General features: G+C 54.0%; 17 protein-coding genes. 12 read left to right on the forward strand and 5 right to left on the reverse strand.

Translation table 11 applies throughout. The annotated features are described in order from the left end of the window. Positions 1 to 103: 103 nt before the first annotated feature. Together ACTJI9_RS07965 and ACTJI9_RS07970 are read left to right on the forward strand one after the other, a co-directional pair. On the forward strand, positions 104 to 484 hold the full coding sequence (locus tag ACTJI9_RS07965; protein ID WP_440807117.1) for a hypothetical protein: 381 nt from the start codon (positions 104 to 106) through the stop codon (positions 482 to 484). 304 nt (positions 485 to 788) lie between these two features. Next, on the forward strand, positions 789 to 1,028 hold the full coding sequence (locus ACTJI9_RS07970; RefSeq protein ID WP_115051462.1) for a DUF768 domain-containing protein: 240 nt from the start codon (positions 789 to 791) through the stop codon (positions 1,026 to 1,028). A 38-nt stretch (positions 1,029 to 1,066) separates the two neighbouring features. Here ACTJI9_RS07970 and ACTJI9_RS07975 read toward each other — a convergent pair whose 3' ends face one another. Next, positions 1,067 to 1,957 carry a LysR family transcriptional regulator gene (locus ACTJI9_RS07975; protein ID WP_440807119.1) on the reverse strand — a complete coding sequence of 297 codons (891 nt, stop codon included), beginning with the start codon at positions 1,955 to 1,957 and terminating at the stop codon, positions 1,067 to 1,069. Between the two features lie 180 nt (positions 1,958 to 2,137). Between ACTJI9_RS07975 and ACTJI9_RS07980 the strand changes: the two genes are divergently transcribed. The 3 genes from ACTJI9_RS07980 to ACTJI9_RS07990 all read left to right on the forward strand — a co-directional run bounded on the left by ACTJI9_RS07980 (position 2,138) and on the right by ACTJI9_RS07990 (position 4,999). After that, the gene (locus tag ACTJI9_RS07980) at positions 2,138 to 2,878 is read left to right on the forward strand and encodes a sulfite exporter TauE/SafE family protein (protein WP_440807695.1); all 741 of its coding nucleotides are present in this window, start codon (positions 2,138 to 2,140) and stop codon (positions 2,876 to 2,878) included. A 90-nt stretch (positions 2,879 to 2,968) separates the two neighbouring features. Continuing rightward, positions 2,969 to 4,219 carry a serine hydrolase domain-containing protein gene (locus ACTJI9_RS07985; protein ID WP_307282297.1) on the forward strand — a complete coding sequence of 417 codons (1,251 nt, stop codon included), beginning with the start codon at positions 2,969 to 2,971 and terminating at the stop codon, positions 4,217 to 4,219. 96 nt (positions 4,220 to 4,315) lie between these two features. Continuing rightward, positions 4,316 to 4,999, forward strand: coding sequence for a superoxide dismutase (locus tag ACTJI9_RS07990; protein ID WP_440807122.1), 684 nt, complete (start codon positions 4,316 to 4,318; stop codon positions 4,997 to 4,999). Positions 5,000 to 5,067: 68 nt separating this feature from the next. On the opposite strand, the gene amaB is transcribed toward ACTJI9_RS07990, so the two are convergent. Both amaB and hglS read right to left on the reverse strand, forming a co-directional pair. Next, the gene (amaB, locus tag ACTJI9_RS07995) at positions 5,068 to 6,579 is read right to left on the reverse strand and encodes an L-piperidine-6-carboxylate dehydrogenase (RefSeq protein WP_307282302.1); all 1,512 of its coding nucleotides are present in this window, start codon (positions 6,577 to 6,579) and stop codon (positions 5,068 to 5,070) included. A gap of 72 nt (positions 6,580 to 6,651) precedes the next feature. Beyond that, a complete protein-coding gene (hglS, locus tag ACTJI9_RS08000) occupies positions 6,652 to 8,040 on the reverse strand; it encodes a 2-oxoadipate dioxygenase/decarboxylase HglS (protein ID WP_440807124.1) in 1,389 nt (462 codons plus the stop codon). A gap of 122 nt (positions 8,041 to 8,162) precedes the next feature. On the opposite strand from hglS, the gene ACTJI9_RS08005 reads away from it, so the two are divergent. The 3 genes from ACTJI9_RS08005 to ACTJI9_RS08015 all read left to right on the forward strand — a co-directional run bounded on the left by ACTJI9_RS08005 (position 8,163) and on the right by ACTJI9_RS08015 (position 11,369). After that, on the forward strand, positions 8,163 to 9,089 hold the full coding sequence (locus ACTJI9_RS08005; protein WP_115051458.1) for a LysR substrate-binding domain-containing protein: 927 nt from the start codon (positions 8,163 to 8,165) through the stop codon (positions 9,087 to 9,089). A gap of 88 nt (positions 9,090 to 9,177) precedes the next feature. Beyond that, positions 9,178 to 10,461 (forward strand): NAD(P)/FAD-dependent oxidoreductase, encoded by a 1,284-nt coding sequence (locus tag ACTJI9_RS08010; RefSeq protein ID WP_440807125.1) that lies wholly within the window; start codon positions 9,178 to 9,180, stop codon positions 10,459 to 10,461. Positions 10,462 to 10,502: 41 nt separating this feature from the next. Then, positions 10,503 to 11,369: an endonuclease/exonuclease/phosphatase family protein gene (locus ACTJI9_RS08015; RefSeq protein ID WP_435530081.1), complete on the forward strand. Its 867-nt coding sequence runs from the start codon at positions 10,503 to 10,505 to the stop codon at positions 11,367 to 11,369. Here the strand turns inward: ACTJI9_RS08015 and ACTJI9_RS08020 are convergent. Both ACTJI9_RS08020 and ACTJI9_RS08025 read right to left on the reverse strand, forming a co-directional pair. Further along, positions 11,341 to 12,801, reverse strand: coding sequence for a phospholipase D-like domain-containing protein (locus tag ACTJI9_RS08020; protein ID WP_115051455.1), 1,461 nt, complete (start codon positions 12,799 to 12,801; stop codon positions 11,341 to 11,343). The two genes, ACTJI9_RS08015 and ACTJI9_RS08020, sit on opposite strands and share 29 nt — an antisense overlap. 17 nt (positions 12,802 to 12,818) lie before the next feature. After that, positions 12,819 to 14,333 carry a sensor histidine kinase gene (locus tag ACTJI9_RS08025; protein ID WP_440807127.1) on the reverse strand — a complete coding sequence of 505 codons (1,515 nt, stop codon included), beginning with the start codon at positions 14,331 to 14,333 and terminating at the stop codon, positions 12,819 to 12,821. 260 nt (positions 14,334 to 14,593) lie between these two features. On the opposite strand from ACTJI9_RS08025, the gene rpmH reads away from it, so the two are divergent. The 4 genes from rpmH to yihA all read left to right on the forward strand — a co-directional run bounded on the left by rpmH (position 14,594) and on the right by yihA (position 17,880). After that, positions 14,594 to 14,728, forward strand: coding sequence for a 50S ribosomal protein L34 (gene rpmH / locus ACTJI9_RS08030; RefSeq protein WP_040853797.1), 135 nt, complete (start codon positions 14,594 to 14,596; stop codon positions 14,726 to 14,728). 47 nt (positions 14,729 to 14,775) lie between these two features. Then, positions 14,776 to 15,138: a ribonuclease P protein component gene (gene rnpA / locus ACTJI9_RS08035; protein WP_307282321.1), complete on the forward strand. Its 363-nt coding sequence runs from the start codon at positions 14,776 to 14,778 to the stop codon at positions 15,136 to 15,138. Positions 15,139 to 15,185: 47 nt separating this feature from the next. Continuing rightward, the gene (gene yidC / locus ACTJI9_RS08040) at positions 15,186 to 17,024 is read left to right on the forward strand and encodes a membrane protein insertase YidC (RefSeq protein ID WP_115051452.1); all 1,839 of its coding nucleotides are present in this window, start codon (positions 15,186 to 15,188) and stop codon (positions 17,022 to 17,024) included. A gap of 220 nt (positions 17,025 to 17,244) precedes the next feature. Beyond that, positions 17,245 to 17,880 (forward strand): ribosome biogenesis GTP-binding protein YihA/YsxC, encoded by a 636-nt coding sequence (yihA, locus tag ACTJI9_RS08045; protein WP_307286340.1) that lies wholly within the window; start codon positions 17,245 to 17,247, stop codon positions 17,878 to 17,880. The last annotated feature ends 23 nt before the right edge of the window (positions 17,881 to 17,903 follow it).

The following is a 17,903-nucleotide window of genomic DNA, read 5'->3' on the forward strand; positions in this document are numbered from 1 at the left end:
TGTAATTGTGCGATTCAAGCTTCACCAAAGACTGCAGAGATGGGTTCCGACGACGTCAAAACGTAATCATACGAGAAACCAATCTTACGAAGCGGAGCATGGAATGTCGTTTCCCAAGAAGGGCAAGCCCTTTCCACTTGACCAAAACACCGACGAAACTCGCATTGATGATCTGAGTTTCGCGATGGTGATATCGTTAGCTCTGAAGAGGTCCATTGGAAATTCACATCGATCGATCAAAACAGCCGCAAAGTGGACAGGGGCAAACGAACGAACCGTAAAAAATTGGTTTAAAGGAAAGTATGGTCCCAGCGGTGAACATTTGATGTCGTTGGCCCATCACTGTGATGAGGTCATGGAAGCATTGATTTTATTGGCGGGCAGAGAAACGCTTCTGGTCGCAGTTAGTTTGAACGATATTGAAGGGCGCCTGGAAAATGCGCTAGAACTCATTCGCCAGATGCCTAAGAAAACGCCGGATTGATCTAACAGTTGAGACGGAATCATTAGAGTGGCGAATTCGTGCCGCTCCTATGCGAAATACGCGTTTATCCGGCGGAAAAACCTTTGAAATCAAACGTAAATATATTGCCTTTTCAAGGGGTTGGGCGGATTCGGAGGGCAGCGCTCTATCCAGCTGAGCTACGGGTGCATGGGGCTGCGACAGCTCGCATGCGCGAAGCGGTTCTAGCCGATGCGCGTCAAGGCTTCAATGGCGAATTTTGAATATGAACGGTATTAAGGTTCTAGCGCTCTCATTGGCGCTGCGCTGAATTGGAGGAGAAATTATGATCACACTTGGTCCAGCACTGGCGTTCGTGAAGACTTGGACGGCGCAGAACGTCCACCTTGATAAGCTTGGTGATGCGGAAAAGCGAGGAGAGGAGCTTGCGCGCGCGTTGCTCGCCGATGCAAAGGCTGCTGGCTATAACGAGGCGGAGATCGAAGAGGCAGTAGGGGACGATGTTGTTGATTACATGATCGAGGCTCTTGGCAAGGCGGGCGATCCGAAAGTCGTCGGGTCGTAGACGCCCCGCAGGGCATCCTGGCTTTCAACGCCGCCGTCTTATCCCGTTTGAGACAAAATATCAGCAAGGCGTGCTGCCTGCGGTGTGAGGTCACTGAAGCGACGGGCACAGAGGCACAGGCGGCGTGTGGCCCAATCATTGCTGAGAGGAACTATCCTCAATTTGCGCGTGCGAGAGGACTTGCGTGCCGCCCCTTCCGGGACAATGGCAATTCCAACATTATTAGAAACAAGTTGGATGACAGTTTCCAGCGTTGTCACACGCACCCGAAAGTTCACGTGGCGTCCGAGTTGTGCTGCCCGCCGGATGATGTGCTCCTGCAAGGCATTGCCGATGTTGAGGCCGATGAAGGGTTCGTTTACCGCATCCTCGAAGCGGATTGAGCGGGCACCGGAAGCAAATGGGGAATTATGCGCTGCGATGATTGCGAGGCGGTCGGTGCAAAAGGGCTGTTGTTCGAGATTCGACAGATCGGCCCAACTGGCAGCAATGCCAAGATCTGCATAGCCATTGACAAGCTTTTCAGCAATCAGGTGGCTGGGATGTTCCTCAAGGTCCACATCAATATGAGGATTTGCCACGAGAAAAGTCGATAGAAGTTCAGGAAGAGACTGTGTAGCCGCCGCCGTATTTGCCAGTAGACGAATGCGCGCCCTGAAACCATCGGCGTGCTCGCCAAGATCCCCTGTCATGGCCTCGATCTGATTCTGAATTGTTCGCGCGTGATGAAGGAGTGTATGCCCAGCCGAGGTGAGGGTGACGCCGCGCCGTTTCCGCTCAACCAGCGCTACGCCAAGCATATCCTCCATGCCCTTGATGCGGGCACTTGCCGATGCAAGCGCGAGGCCCGAGCGGTCTGCACCCGCAGTGATGCTGCCGCTTTCAGCGATATGCAAAAACAACCTCAGGTCAACCAGATCAAATCGCAAACCAACACCTCGTGACTTCGGCCATAACGAAGGCTGGCCCGGGCAATTCCAGATTGTGGACTTGATAGGGAAAGGTCAAGAGTCGGCGTGGAATAGCTCAAAAGAACAGGAAGTGCTGCTATGATGGAAGTCGCCGGAAATCTGGTCAATCTCGCAACCGGCCATCTTATCTCCTTTCCGATGATCTGGATTACCGTTGCATCGGTGTTTTTGTTGGCCGGCCTTGTAAAGGGTGTCGTGGGAATGGGCTTGCCCACCGTCGCAATGGGCCTTCTGGCAATTACCATGCCTCCCGCACAGGGCGCGGCAATCCTGATTATTCCATCCTTCGTCACCAATATATGGCAGTTGCTGGCAGGCCCATCGTTCAAGCGGCTTTTCAAGCGTCTCTGGACCATGATGGCGGGTGTTGCTGTTGGAACCGTTGCTGGAAGCGGTTGGCTGACAGGCGGTCACACCGGCGTTGCGCTCTCCGGCCTTGGTGCAGCTTTGACGATCTATGCAATGCTGGGATTGCTACAAGTCAGGTTTCAGGTGAGCGTGCGTTATGAAAATCTGCTCTCGCCGCTGGTCGGGCTGATAACGGGGCTCGTGACCGGCGCAACCGGCGTATTCGTTATTCCGGCGGTTCCTTATTTGCAGGCGTTGATGCTGGAAAAAGAAGAGCTGATTCAGGCATTGGGGCTGTCATTCACAGTATCCACGATTGCACTGGCTCTTGGGCTCGCGCTGCATGCTGATGATCAAATGGCACCTGTGCCGTTGCTTGGTGTCTCGCTGCTTGCGCTGATTCCCGCTTTACTGGGCATGTTCATTGGACAAATGCTTAGAGCGCGAATGAGCGCCGAGGCATTCAGGCGTGTCTTTTTCAGCGGGCTGCTATTGCTCGGCATATATCTGGCGATCACGTCCCTGAGTTAATGCACGCTATGATGGAAAAAACCGGTTTCAAGCATTGAACCGAAGCGAAGAACACCGCACTCTCGCCTGGCAACAAAGGAGGAGATGTGAATGTTTCGAAATTATATGATTGTGCCGTCATTCAGAGCCACGATGTTTAGTACGGTAGCGCTTCTTATAGGGGCGACATCGCCCATGATGGCGGATGAAAGCACATATCCGCATGGCAATGAGCCTATTGGGACTGTCGAACAGGTTTATGATGGTGCACTCTTGCCGGATCTGGCTGTCAGCACCTACCGGAACATTGACCGGCTCTTTCCAACACGCACGATCAAAGCCGGAACGAAGCCTCTCGATCTTCCAAAAGCTGACAAGCAGCTCACGAATGTCAAATTCAAGTATGAGGAAAAGGATTACGATCTCTACGATTTTGTGGCGCTGGACAATATTACAGCCATGCTCGTCATCAAGGACGGCAAGATTGCCTTTGAAACATATCAACGCGGCAATACGGAAAAGACACGTTGGATGTCGATGTCGGTGGCAAAGTCCATCAGTTCTACCCTTGCGGGCATTGCGATAAAGGATGGGCTGATAAAGGGCCTCGATGCGCAAGTCGTGGACTATGTGCCTGAGCTGAAAGGCAGCGCCTATGATGGCGTTTCGGTTCGGGATGTTTTGATGATGTCGTCTGGCGTCAAATGGAATGAAACCTATACCGACCCAAACTCTGACCGGCGCGCCCTGTTGAAGGCACAGATATCGCAAAAGCCGCGCTCTGCCGTAGAGCTTATGGCAAAATTGCCGCGAGCTGCTGAGCCTGGCACATTGAATACTTACAGCACGGGCGAAACACAGATTCTTGGTGAGATAGTACGGGGTGCGGTGAAAAAGCCGCTTGCGGATTATCTGTCGGAGAAAATCTGGGCGCCGTTCGGAATGGAAACCGATGCGACCTGGTGGCTGGATTCGCCCGACGGGGTTGAGATTGGCGGCAGTGGGATTAGCGCGACCTTGCGCGACTACGGGCGTTTCGGCCTCTTCTTCATGAACAACGGCGTTATTGATGGAAAGTCCATATTGCCGGAGGGCTGGGTAAAGGAAGCGACTACGCCAAAGACGCTTAAAGGCGGCAAAAAGCTCGATTACGGCTATATGTGGTGGACCGCATGGACAGAGCCTTCCATCAAGGATGGCGCATTTTCCGCCATCGGGATTCAGGGTCAAAACATCTATATTGACCCGGCTGAAAAGGTCGTCATTGTCACTTTTGGCGCGCAACCCAAGCCGGTGGGCAAGGAGCCGATCGATCCAAATGTATTCTTTGATGCAGTCGTTGCAGAATTGAAAAAACCATAAACTGAGCTGCACAAGCAGATGTGTACGGTGGAACTCTGGCGCTTTGCAGTCGTTTGCGATGTATCTGGAGATTCACCGAACGCAGGAGAATGAAAAATGAAAATGAACCGCCGTCATATGCTCGCGCTATCCGGCGCGGCAGCCGCCACGACGCTTTTCTCTCCCTCGGTTCGTGCCCAGGCTTCAATGCCTTTCAAGCAGTCTGAACTGCCCTATGAAGAAGGGGCATTGAGCCCGGTCATTTCAGCTCGCACTGTCGGCCTACATTTTGGAAAGCACCATGCGGGCTACTTCAAAAAGCTCAATACGCTGACCGAGAAAACGCCTTACGCGGAACTGCCTCTGGAGGAGGTTGTCGTGCGCGCCAAAAAGGAAAATGAAACGGCGATTTTCAACAATGCTGCGCAGGCGTGGAATCACAATCTGTATTGGGAACAGTTCAAAGGTGGTCCTGCCGCCGCTGAGGGTGCTTTGCTTGATGCGGTGAAAAGTTCATTCGGTGGCATTGACGAATTGCAAAAGCAGATCGTCGCGGAATCGGACAAGGTGTTTGGCACCGGCTGGGTGTGGTTGGTAAAGGATGGCGATAAACTTGCCGTCGTTGGAATGCAGGATGCAGGCAATCCGCTGGCAGATGGCAAGAAGACGCTACTCGGTATCGATGTGTGGGAACATGCCTACTATCTCGACTATGAGAACAGGCGAACCGAGCATGTCGCCGCAGTGCTGGCAAAGCTGGTCAACTGGCAATTTGTTGGAGAGAAATTCCAGTCCGCCTAGGCGGGTTTATGGAAGTATCGCTCCCGCCGTGTGAACAGCGGGAGCAACAATATCGCAGTGAAGTTCAATCAATCAATATCGAATGACACGCCTTGAGCGAGTGGCAAAGCCTTGGAATAGTTCACAGTGTTGGTTGCGCGGCGCATATAGGCTTTCCACGCATCCGAGCCGGATTCGCGCCCGCCGCCAGTCTCTTTTTCGCCGCCGAATGCGCCGCCGATTTCAGCGCCGGATGTTCCGATATTGACATTTGCAATGCCGCAATCCGAACCGTCCGGGCTGAGGAAGCGTTCGGCTTCCTGCAAATTAAGCGTGAAAATCGACGATGACAGACCAGCGCCGACGGCATTGTGCTCGACAATCGCCTGATCGAAATCGCTATACTTCATCACATAAAGGATTGGAGCGAAGGTCTCTTCAACGACAGGTCCTGTCTGTTTTGGCATTTCAATCAGGGCAGGGCGCACATAATAGGCGTTGGCATGATCTGTGTCGACGCGTGCGCCGCCAGTAACCTTGCCGCCATGCGCAACAGCTTCGCTGATTGATTTTTGCATATGGTCAAATGCCGCCTTGTCGATCAATGGACCGACCAAAGAAGGCGTATCAAGCGGGCTGCCGACGGAAACGCTTTCATAGGCCTTTTTGAGGCGCGGGACGAGCGTGTCATAAACACTCTCATGGACGAACAGACGACGAAGCGTGGTGCAGCGCTGACCGGCTGTTCCCATGGCCCCAAAAGCAATGGCACGCAGCGCCATATCGAGATCAGCCGATGGGCAAACGATACCGGCATTATTGCCGCCCAGCTCAAGGATTGAACGGGCAAAACGCTTGGCCAGACGCGGACCGACTTCGCGGCCCATCCGTGTCGAGCCCGTGGCTGAAACCAGTGCCACTTTCGGATGATCGACAAGGGCTTCACCGATAGTGCGGTCACCCATGAGCGTTTGCGCAAGTCCGGCGGGAACGTCACCGAAACGCTTGGCGGCACGATCAAAAATTGCCTGACAGGCGAGACCGGTCAGCGGGGTTTTTTCTGACGGCTTCCAGACAACGGAATCGCCGCACACGAGGGCAAGTGTCGTATTCCACGCCCAGACAGCGACTGGAAAGTTGAAGGCAGAGATAACGCCAACGACGCCGAGCGGATGCCAGGTTTCCATCATGCGATGGCCGGGACGTTCCGTGGCAATGGTGAGACCATAGAGCTGACGCGAAAGACCAACCGCGAAATCGCAGATATCGATCATTTCCTGAACTTCGCCCAGACCCTCTGATGGGATTTTGCCAGCTTCGATGGAAACAAGCCGGCCAAGGTCATTCTTGTGCGCGCGCAGTTCTTCACCAAAAAGGCGTACCAGTTCACCACGTTTCGGCGCTGGAACAAGACGCCATTCGCGGAAGGCGGCGTCAGCAGCTTCGATTGCTTGTGCAGTATCTGCGGCGGAGTGAACTGCAACATCGGCAACTTTTTCACCAGTAACCGGGCTGAATGAAGCCATCGTGCCGCCCGTATAAGCCGCGTCTGCGACGCCGAGCTTGGAAAGGAGTGTCTTTACTTCCTGAGCAATAGTCATCTTGCTTACCTTTTATTATCTGTCGAATGAGCTGACCGGCTTTTATCAGCCGGCGCGGATTATTGAAACGGCCTAGCTGGCAAGCGCGACCGGGCGCAATTGCTGTAAACAGGCTTCGATGGACGCGTTCTCAAGATTGGCATAGTGCTCGAATTCATCAAGGACCGGAGCACCGAGGTGGAGTTCAAACTCTTGCTGGCTCGGGCTGGCCGCAAAGTTTTGAGCAGTTGTATCGCCAAGGTTTGACTGGAAGATGCCTGCTGCGCTGACGGGCAAGAAATCCTCATAGACAATGGGATCGAACTGCACCGCACCCTTGCGGATAAGCTCTTCAAGATCGCTGCCACGAATAGTCGAGGTGGCAACCGGGGAATAACGGAAATAGCCGAGTTTCTCCGTGCGAATGGTTGCCCAATCATCGGGGAAGCCGGCGAACGCAGCCTGCAGGGCGTCAATATAGGCCTGCGCGTTGGAGCCATCCGCCGCCGGTCGAATGACCTCGCGTGACTTCGTCAGCAGCCGGTCATATAGCGCGCGGCCCTTGGGCGTGAGTGCAATCCCGCGCTGTTCGATTTCACCGAAACGTGCAGTGTGGGAGCCTTTCTCCCAAACACCTTCAGCATTGATGAAGGAAACGCTCTCCTCCAATGCCTTGAATGATGTCTGGCGCAAAAGGATGGGGCAATTGCGCGTGGGCGGACCCTCAATGACCGCTTTCGGCGAAATGCCATTGGCGGGCATCAATGCCTGAACAGCATCAATATCGAGAGTGCGGGGTGTCAGATGGTTGATGTGCGGTCCCTTGAAGGACACAACATCGGCAATCAGGCGGTGGGCATCGTGCAGACGCCGATAGAGGTCGTTGCTGACGCTTGCATGATCATGCCAGCGGAAAGTTTCGAGTATCTCCTGGACGAAGGATGCAGCATCAGCTGCGTCAAGCCCGCCATTCATTTCGGCCTTCTCGAGAAGCAAAATAGCCTTTGCCGTAAATATCTGACGGGCATCAAGGGTCTTGCGCGCCTCTTCGCGCAGCGCCGCATCTTCGATAAGATCAAGGCGCAACAAGGAAGTGAAGACCCGGAAAGGATTGATCTTCAAGGCCGCATCGCCAACGGGACGGAATGCGGTGGAATGTACCGGTACACCGGCCTCACTCAGGTCGTAATAACCGACAGGATACATTCCCATGACCGCAAAAACGCGGCGAAGCATGGAAAGCTCGGCTGGGGTTCCAACGCGAATGGCGCCGTGACGCTCTTCCGATATACGTTCAAGCGTATCGGTTTGCTCAAGGCGCTGCGCCATTTCGGGCGAGGCCGCGAGGGTTTTTGCATTCACTTCGGCAACCAGTGACAGCAATGTTCCATAAGCAGGCACCTCAGTGCGATACATGGAAGACATGGCCGAAGAGAAAGACGCCCGGATCGCATCCGGCGAAAGAAACGTCGATGAATTCATAATGATCGATTCCGCATTGAATTTGGACAGCAAATCTTTTCCTGTCATGCTCAATATGGATTATACAGATTATCAGCCCCCACGTATTACGACGATTCAAACTTGGTTGATGCGAGAAGAGAATGAAGTTAACGAGACGCCTGATCCCCGACATCGATATTCTTCAAACATTCGAATGTGCGGCCCGCCATGGCAGTTTCACCCAGGCGGCAAAGGAGTTGAGTCTCACACAAAGCGCCGTGTCGCGGCAATTGAGCGAACTTGAAAACCAGATCGGCGTGCTCTTGTTCGAGCGCATACGTCAGCGGGTTGTACTGTCTGATGCGGGACAGAAGTTTTTGCCAGAGGTCAGGCGTCTGCTTGGTTTGACGGAAGAAACAATGTTGCGCGCCATGGCTGCATCGCAATCCGCATCATCATTGAGCATTGCGACATTGCCGACATTTGGCAGCCGGTGGCTCATGCCAAGACTGCCAAATTTTTTGAATGATCATCCGGAAATGGCGTTAAGCGTCGCATCCCGCTCCCAGCCGTTTGATTTTGATGAAGAACCTTTCGATCTGGCAATCCATTATGGTCAGCCGGTCTGGGCGCATGCCACATGCACCTATCTGTGCAGCGAAATGATTGTCCCTGTTGGCAGCCCGGAATTATGCCGCGCCAATCCTGTTGATACGCCTGCCGGATTGGCAAATTCGGCACCATTGCTGCATTTATCCACGAGACCGAAAGCTTGGGCGTCGTGGTTCGAGACACAGCAAGCCGAAGTCATCAGTCCCTATAAGGGACATCGGTTCGAGCATTTTTCCATGGTCATTGAAGCCGCTCTGGCGGGACTGGGATTTGCGCTGCTTCCGCGCTATCTCATCGAAAAGGAGCTGGAGACGGGCCGCCTGCAGGTGCTCTTTGACCAACCACTGCAAACCGAGAACAATTATTATCTTGTCGTGCCGGAGCACAAAAAGGAGAATCCTCTTGTGCAAAGCTTTATAAGCTGGATTGCGGCGCAGGTTACTGACCAGCAACCAGATATGTCAGTCATTCGCTGAAAGCATCATGTCTTCCAAGAATTTCATTTTCGCAAAATGAAACCCGATCTATAACGGCAATCTATAATACTGGCCAAACGGTGATGCTATGCTGAACGATGAACACTCGCACGGCCTATGGGAAAAAACGGCGCCTCCCGCACCGAAAACAGAACCGTTGCGTGGCGATATTTCCGTCGATGTTGCGGTAATCGGCGCAGGCTTTACCGGCCTTTCGGCGGCATTGCATCTTGCTGAAGCCGGAACGAAGGTTGCAGTTGTCGACGCGGTGGACATCGGCTTTGGTGGTTCTGGCCGCAATGTTGGCCTCGTCAATGCGGGCATGTGGGTAATGCCAAATGATTTGCCTGCCGTGCTTGGGCAATTGCATGGCGAGCGCCTGCTTGAACTTCTGGGCAACGCGCCGCAATCCGTTTTCAATCTCGTGGACAAACATCAGATCGAGTGCGAACTGGTGCGCAAGGGCACCTTGCATTGCGCTGTGGGCAAAAGCGGGATGAAGCAACTCGAACAGCGTGCAGAACAATGGCAGGCGCGGGGCGCGGCTGTTCGTCTTCTGGATGCGGCGGGAACGGCAGCTAAGGTAGGCTCGAGCGCATATACTGGCTCGCTGCTGGATAATCGGGCAGGTACGATACAGCCGCTTGGTTATGTGCGTGGCTTGGCCAGAGCATCACAGGCAATTGGCGTTGCGATATATACCAGGACAGCCGTGAGCGCGACTGAGCGATCCGGCTCGCATTGGCTTGTGCGGACGCCTTCGGGTACCATTTCGGCTGACTGGGTAATTGTCGCCACCAACGCCTATACCACATCGCCATGGCCCGCTCTCAGAGCTGAACTTTTGCACTTGCCCTATTTCAATTTCGCCACGACGCCTTTGCCGGAAAATGTGCGCGACACGATTTTGCCTGAACGTCAGGGTGGCTGGGATACGAAGGAAATTCTCAGCTCATTCCGGATGGACCGTGCCGGACGCCTCGTTTTCGGAAGCGTCGGTGCGTTGCGCGGAACAGGAATGGCTGTTCACAAAGCCTGGGCTGCAAGATCGATCCGCAAACTCTTCCCCCAAATCAAGGACGTGACCTTCGAAGCTGGCTGGTACGGCAAGATCGGCATGACAAGTGATAATCTTCCAAGGTTCCACACGCTCGCGCCCAATATTATAAGCTTCAGTGGCTATAACGGCCGCGGCATTGCTCCAGGAACTGTTTTTGGGCGCTTGCTTGCCGAACATATTACCGGCCGCGTCAGTGAAGCCGATCTGCCGCTTCCGGTGTCCCAGCCGAAAGAGGAGGGGATGCGCGGTCTTCGGGAAGGTTATTACGAGGTAGGCGCGCAATTGGCGCATCTGGTTGGTAACAGGCTCTAAAACACCTGCTTGCCATTCGGCGCATACCGACTTATCTCTATTTGATGGATAGCAAGAAACCGGCGCGGCCAATCAAGCCAAGCGTCTCAGCAAGTATTTTGGCAGCTGTCAGAAATCGCAACAAGCGCCCTACAGGCGTGACCCGTGTCGTGCGCAATGATTTGCTGATTGCCTCTTACAATGTTCATAAATGCGTCGGGATAGACAAGAAATTTGATCCGGACCGCATCGCACACGTCATCAGTGAAATCGGCGCGGATGTCATCGCCATTCAAGAGGCTGATAAGCGTTTTGGCGAGCGTACCGGATTGCTTGATCTTGCGCGGTTGCATCGCGAAAACAGCCTTGTGCCTGTGCCGGTCACGTCGCTTCATCCCAAAGGTCATGGATGGCACGGCAACCTTCTTTTGTTCAGGGAAGGGGTTGTGCGTCATGTGCAGCAGCTCGTCCTGCCGGGACTTGAGCCGCGGGGCGCATTGGTCGTTGACATTGATCTCGCCGCCGGACCTTTACGGATAATCGCGGCACATTTCGGACTATTGAGGCATTCGCGCCAGCAGCAATCGGAAGCGATTTTACGGGCTGTAAATGCCGATCCTTCGCGGCCAACGCTGCTGATGGGCGATCTGAATGAATGGCGCATTGGCAAGGGTTCTTCCTTGCATTTCTTATCGCCGATCTTTGACCCGGTAAAAAATGCCGTGCCAAGCTTTCCGTCACGCTTTCCGGTATTGGCGTTGGACCGGGTATTGGGGCATCCCCATAGTCTGGTGACAACTATCGAAGTTCACGACACGCCCCTGGCGCGCGTTGCCTCCGATCATCTCCCGATCAAGGCCTATGTTGATTTGAAATCGGCTGTAGCGGATGCCGCCTTTGTCAAAGATAGGGTGAGCCTAGCCAGATAATCCTGTCCAGCAAACGTTCCCAGAACGAACGGGCGCGCAGGTCCTGAAGCAGGACAGGTTTTGCATCGTTCAGAGCTTTCTGAACCAATCCCTCTACCTTCGATGCAAACTCTGCATCCATGACCTCAAGATCCACCTCGAAATTCAGGCGCAGCGATCGGGGGTCAAGATTGGATGAGCCCACATAGGCCCAAACGCCATCGACTGAAAGCAACTTTGAATGATTGAAGTTGCCGCTGGCGCGCCATATCCGGCAGTGACTTTTCAAAATCTGGTCGAACTGTGCCGTCATGGCGCGATCCACCAGTTTGAGATTGTTGTTGGATGGAATGACGATATCAACTTCAACGCCACGTCGAGCCGCAGTGACCAGGGCGCTGATAAGCTCCCGGTCCGGCAGAAAATAGGGCGACATGATGCGAATGTGGCTTTGCGCTATGGAGAACGCACCCATGAGCATCTTGTGATTGGCTTCAAGGCTGCGGTCCGGCCCGGAGGGTACAGCACGGATAAATACGGGTTCGCCAGATTGCTTTTCCGGAGGAGCGATGTGCCAGGCCTCTCCCGTCAAAGCTTCGTTCGTGGAAAACCGCCAGTCTTCAGCGGCTATATGGAAGAGATCGGTGACGATGGGACCAGTCAAGCAAAAATGCGTATCGCGTGCATTGTCTTCGCCTGCAACCTCGGCCGAGAAACCGGCTCGAATGTTCATGCCGCCGGTGAAGACCACCCTTCCATCAACGACCAATATCTTGCGGTGAGTTCGAAGATTGGCATAGGGCAGGCGGAGGCCAATGATAATATTGCCATTGAACACATCCACCTTGACGCCGTGCTTGGAAAGGTAGCCGACAATACTCGGAATGGAGTAACGCGCCCCGACCGCATCGATTAAAACCCGAACTTCCACTCCACGCTTTGATGCAGCGATAAGCGCGTCCGCAAGGCGCAAACCAATCTTGTCGCGATCAAATATATATGTCTCGACGAGTACGCTTCGCTCCGCCGAGCCCACTGCTTCCAGCATTGCATGATAGGCATCGTCGCCGGTCTGAAGCATGGTGATAGTGTTGCCGGTGGTCAGGCGGCAGCGGCTTACGCGATCGCCCAATGTCTTCATTGCCGAAAGGCGTTTTTCGAAATGTGCCAGAACATCTTTTTCAGTAGCATCAAAACGCAGGAACTGGCCTTGCCCGATCTCATGCAAGAATGCGCGCTGCGATGAAATGGAAGAGCGCCGTATGCGGTTGATGCCCACCACGGCATAAATGACAGCGCCAATGACCGGCGAGAGGATAATAACGCCAACCCAACCAATTGCTGCGCGCACTTCCTCCTTGGTCATGGTCGCATGGATGGCTGCGGGAACGCCAAGAACAATCGACAGGACGAAGAAAATTTGCGGCCAATAAGCAGGGAGGTATTCAGACATTGCGCTTGAACTTCATGTCAAGAAATTGAACTGCGGCGGGATCGCCATTCAGCAAGCGATACGGGCTGATTAGGAATGCGGACTTCAAAACTGGTTCCAGCGCCCTCATGATCACGCAATTCTATGGTGCCGCCATGAGCTCGAACGAGTTCGTGAACAATTGCCAGGCCAAGGCCGGTGCCTCCTGATCGCGCCGAACCCTTGAACGCGGTAAAGAGATTCTCGCGCGCCTTCGCAGGCAGACCGGGGCCGGTATCGTCTACGCCAATGATTGACGTCGTGCCGATTTGTCCGGCCGTGACCGTCAGCCGCCGGACCAATGATGGATCGCTACGGGTATCGCCGAGCATGGCCTGGACAGAGTTTCGGCAGAGATTGGAAATAATCCGGAAAAATTGATCGGGGTCGACATCAATTTCGAATGTTTCCGGCACAAGATTCTTGAATTCGATAGTTGGTTTCGTCTCGGCTCCCGCCTTTGCATCAAGATCGAGCAATTCCTCAACGTCATTGACGATGGCGTGGAGCTTGACCCTGCGTCTTTGCGGCGGAGCTTCCTGTGTCCCTCCATAGGCGAGAACAGTTTGTGAATAGTTGATGGCCCGGTCGATTGTCCGTACGAGCTTGGGAACAAAACGCTGTATTGCCGGGTCGCTGGAATTGGCAAGGTGATCGGATATCAGCTGGGCGGATGCGAGAATATTGCGCATGTCATGATTGATCTTCGAGACGGCAAGGCCGAGATCAGCCAGATGCTTCTGTTCGGAGAGGGTGCGTTGCAGCCGGTGCTGCATATCGGCAAGCTCACGCTCTGCAATACCCAGCTCATCCTCCCGTTTTCCGGGTACGATGATACGCTGAGGGTCATCGGGCTGCTGCGCAAAGGCAAGCATATTATCGCTCATTCGCTGTATCGGGCGAATAAGCAGGCGGCTGATGGCGAGGAAAACGAGACTGGCTGTAATGACCGAGATGAACAAAGAGATCAAGGCAACGTTGCGGGCATAAAGTAGCATGGCATTGCGCAACGGAGCGTCGGATGTGAGTAGCTCTATGACCTTTCCCGTATCGCCCACAGGGCCGTAGACCCGGATAATGCGGTCGCCGCCATAGATGAGTTCGTCAAATGCACCCCGGATCATTGTCAGAGGGTCGGTTACGGTAATGTCGATGTGTTTGTCGACCTTCGAAGGCATATCGGATACCGCTAGCAAGCGGGAAGCTCCATTTTCCTTCAATGCAATGGCCTTGGTGCCCGTCGCCAGCAAGACATCATCCTGCACAGATTGCGGAACGTCTTTAGCGTCGCTGGCTGCCAGCACCACGCTTGCGGCAGCAACAGTATTGAGCCTGTCAGATAGCCAGCGAATGCGCATATCTGCGATGGTGGGAACGAAAATCATGACCTCGGCCAGCAGGCCAAACAGGAGGGTCAGGCGCAGCAACTTGCCAGAAAGACGCTTCAGCACAGGCAAACGCCTTCCCGCACTCATTTGCGGGCTTTGTTCCGGCTTTTGCTGACTGATGACCATATAAGCTCCATTGACCCTACATTGTGTAGGTCAAATGCCCATGCCATACAATAAATCACTTGTGCGAATTTGCCTATTTTTGAATCACGTCCATCAATTGACTTATAGGCCTCACGCATCTATAAGCCGCGCACGTCCGGGTTGACCGCCCCGCGTGACGTTTTATCAACGGTGTATTTTTAATACGCTAACGGCGGTCCTGATATGCTCCTGTCATAGAACAGACCACAAGAAGGGCCGCACACCGCGGTATTTAACAAATGAAGCGTACTTATCAGCCATCCAAGCTTGTCCGCGCACGTCGTCACGGGTTTCGTGCCCGCATGGCAACGGCAGGCGGCCGCAAGGTTATTGCAGCGCGTCGCGCTCGCGGTCGCAAGCGGTTGTCGGCATAAGTCATTCCGCGCGATTTCGTGCGGATGGCCAAAGTTGGCACTATAGAATGAATGAGCAAAAGCCACTCCGCCTTCGCAAGAGAGCGGAGTTTTTGGCTGTCCGTAACGGGGAAAAGCGCCGCGGTGCTTATTTCCTTGTTGAAGTCAAACAGCGGGACGATCAGGACGGTCCCACCCGCGTAGGCTTTACGGTCACCAAGAAAAACGGAAACGCTGTTGTCCGCAACCGCATAAAACGCCGCCTGCGAGAAGCTGTGCGCGTCAATGTTGCTGATGACATGGCTGCCGGAACCGACTATGTGATCGTTGCCCGCCCCGACGCCCTGAAGGCATCGTTTGCGGATTTGACCCGGGAACTCTCAAAACGGGTTGCCAAGAAATCAATGACCCGGCGTTCATCCAAGCCCTGACAGGCGCAGTTGAACCCGACCCGACTGGATTAGACCAAGGACTGACAATGGAAACCAACCGTAATTTCTTCATCACCATTGCCTTATCCATTGTGATCCTGACGCTGTGGCAAGTGTTCTATATGAACCCCCGCGTTGAACAGCAGCGAGAGCAAGCCCAGATCGAAGCGACCCGCCAGGGGCAAACGCGTGTTGACGGGCAGGCCAGCGCGCCCGCTGGGACAAATCCTGACGGAACGGCCACTCTCCCATCATCGACACCAGCGGCCCCCGGCGCAAATATTCCAGGTCAGTCCCCGGAAGCGGCAGGAACTGTGACCCGTGAGGCAGCGCTGGGTCAGACAAGCCGTATCCAGATCGATACGCCCAGCCTTAGCGGTTCGTTGAGCCTGACGGGCGCGCGTTTGGACGATCTGCGGCTGAAGCAATATCACGAGACTGTCGATGATAGCTCGCCGACTATTCAGCTTCTCAGCCCCTCGCAGATGGTCGATGGCCAGTTTGTCGAAATCGGATTTACTGGCAACGACACCACGGGTGCGGTCCCGGGACCAAGCACGGTCTGGACAGTGGAGGGCAATAATAAGCTGACACCCGCAACACCTGTCACGCTTGCCTTTACCAACGAAAAGGGCCTGACATTCAAGCGCACAATCAGCGTTGATGACAATTACATGTTCACGGTGAAGGATGCCGTGACCAATGGCACTCAAACACCGATCTCCTTGGCGTCCTATGGCCGTGTAACCCGTTTCTCCAAGCCCCTGCATGCAAGCACCTATGTCATTCAGGAAGGGCCTATTGCCGTAACCAACGGCAAGCTGCTTGAATATAAATTCGCAGCCATTGAAAAAGAAAAAGAAGTTTTGCCGGAAAAGACCAATACCGGTTGGATAGGCATAACCGATAAATATTGGGCTGCGGCACTTGTACCATCTCCGGCAAAGCCGTTCCAAGCGCGCATGTCCTATTTCGACAGTGGCCGTCCCTTGTACCAGAGTGACTACCTTTCGGACGCAACGACGATTGAGCCAGGTCAGTCGACAAGCATCGAAAACATGATTTTCGCGGGTGCCAAGGAAGTTGGCAAGATCAGCGCCTATGAAAAAGAACGCAACATTCCTCAGTTCGACCTTCTGATCGACTGGGGCTGGTTCTATTTCATAACCAAGCCAATGTTCTACCTCATCGACTGGCTTTATAAGGCAATCGGCAATTTTGGCGTCGCCATTCTTGTTGTCACCGTTCTCCTGAAAGCGCTGTTCTTCCCGCTTGCCAACAAGTCCTATGCTTCAATGGCGCGCATGAAACTTGTGCAGCCCAAGATGACTGAAATCCGTGAGAAATATGCGGATGACAAGGTCAAGCAGCAGCAAGCCATGATGGAATTATACAAGACCGAAAAGATCAATCCGATCGCCGGTTGTTGGCCAATTCTTATCCAGATTCCGGTGTTCTTCGCGCTCTACAAGGTACTGTACGTCACCATCGAAATGCGCCATGCGCCATTCTTCGGCTGGATTCAGGACTTGGCAGCGCCCGATCCCACATCGATCTTCAACCTCTTTGGTCTTATCCCCTGGACAGTTCCAGCATTCCTGATGATCGGCATCTGGCCGCTGATCATGGGCGTGACGATGTTCCTGCAGATGCGCATGAACCCGACACCTCCAGACCCAACACAGCAGATGATCTTCAACTGGATGCCCGTTATTTTCACATTCATGCTGGCCAGCTTCCCGGCTGGTCTGGTGATCTACTGGGCCTGGAACAACACGCTATCCATCACACAGCAGGCGATCATCATGAAGCGCCAGGGCGCGAAGGTGGAGCTTTGGGACAATCTTTCGGGGCTGTTCCGTAAAAAGCCAAAACCGGCCGAATAACATCGGCTCGGCAAGAGCTTAGGAGCCCCCGGCATGATCGGGGGCTTTTCTTTTGATGGCTTCCGGTTGATAACAACCCGATCAATATTGAATGCAGTCTAAAGCAAATTTGACATTTGCGTCCCACCGGTCGCAGACCACTGGTACCGACCGCCTAACGAATGGAAAAGACGTGAACGAAGCGCAAAACAATATAAACAGGCTCATCGAAAAGGGCCGGATGCTCTTCGCCAAGGGATGGGTTTTCATCCGCGGGGTTCCTGCGATGAAATTCCTCCCGCCGGAAGGGCCGCTTGAGATCGCGTTTGCCGGACGTTCAAATGTCGGCAAATCCTCATTGATCAACGCGATAATTGGGCAAAAGGGTCTGGCACGTACGTCGAATACACCGGGCCGGACCCAGGAACTGAATTACTTTGTTCCCGAAGGCTATTCAGGCGAAGATGGTGATCTGCCACCACTCGCCGTTGTCGACATGCCGGGCTATGGCTTTGCAGAGGCGCCGAAAGAGCAGGTCGATGCCTGGACGCGACTTGTTTTCGATTATTTGCGTGGACGCACAACGCTTCGACGCGTCTATCTTCTGATAGATGCCCGCCACGGCATTAAGAAGAATGATGCCGAAGTGCTTGATCTGCTCGACAGAGCGGCGGTCTCGTATCAGATCGTCCTGACGAAGATCGACAAGATCAAACCCGCCGGTGTTCCACGGTTGATGGATGAGACGGCATTGGCGATCAAGAAGCGTGCAGCCGCCTATCCGCACATATTGGCAACGTCGTCGGAAAAAAGCTCCGGTCTTGATGAGTTGCGAGCGGCAATTGCCCAGCTGCTGGAAGAGCAGGAAAATCGATAAAAAGCCCCGCTGATCCGGGTGTC

The sequence above is a fragment of the Phyllobacterium sp. 22552 genome (assembly GCF_052044585.1).
Lineage (GTDB): Bacteria > Pseudomonadota > Alphaproteobacteria > Rhizobiales > Rhizobiaceae > Phyllobacterium > Phyllobacterium ifriqiyense.